The organism is Aminobacter sp. P4_D5 (assembly GCF_056401815.1).
The window spans coordinates 1-629 of sequence record NZ_JBFUIP010000928.1; the positions used below are offsets into that span (position 1 = coordinate 1).

The window sequence follows — 629 nt, forward strand, 5'->3', positions numbered from 1 at the left end:
GGCGACGTGATAGGGCTCGTTGTAGGTGGTGGAGGCGGTCGAGACGAGGCCGATATGGCTCGTCATCGGCGCCAGCGCCGCCAGCAGCGTCAGCGGCTCCAGCTCGACGTTGCGGTTGGTGCGGGCGAGCGATCCCGCGGGGTTGTCGTCCGCCCGGATGCCGATGCCGTCGGCGAAGAACACCATGTCGAACTTGCCGCGCTCCGCGATGCGGGCGCTGTTGAGGAAGTAGCGGAAGTCCGTGGCGCCACCGGGGGGGACCTCCGGATGGCGCCAGGCGGCGTCGTGGTAGCCCAGGTACCGCATGGACAGCCCGAGCTTCATCTGGGTTTTTGGCAACGTGCGGCTCCTTCGGCTTGTGGGAAGGCTAGGCGTTGACGGCCAGAAGGTCGAAGTCCTAATTCGGGGACCTTTATTCCCCGGGGTTATGCATGCGCCGCCCTCTCAGCCTGCGCCAGATCGAGGCCTTCAAGGCGGTGATCGAGAACGGGACCATCAGCCGGGCGGCCTCCATCCTGCACGTCTCGCAGCCCGCGATGAGCAAGATGATCGCGAACCTCGAGGCGGATGCGGACCTCGTGCTGTTCGACCGGCTGAAGGGCCGCGTCGCGCCGACGCAGCTGGGCATG

At 66.9% G+C, this 629-nt stretch carries 2 protein-coding genes; one reads left to right on the plus strand and one right to left on the minus strand.

The genetic code is table 11. The features are described 5' to 3' along the window. Window positions 1-339: LLM class flavin-dependent oxidoreductase (locus AC1DWF_RS35845; protein ID WP_476843210.1), on the minus strand; the 339-nt coding region annotated here is incomplete at its 3' end. Window positions 340-431: 92 nt separating this feature from the next. Between AC1DWF_RS35845 and AC1DWF_RS35850 the strand changes: the two genes are divergently transcribed. After that, on the plus strand, window positions 432-629 hold a 198-nt coding region (locus AC1DWF_RS35850), incomplete at its 3' end, for a helix-turn-helix domain-containing protein (protein WP_476843211.1).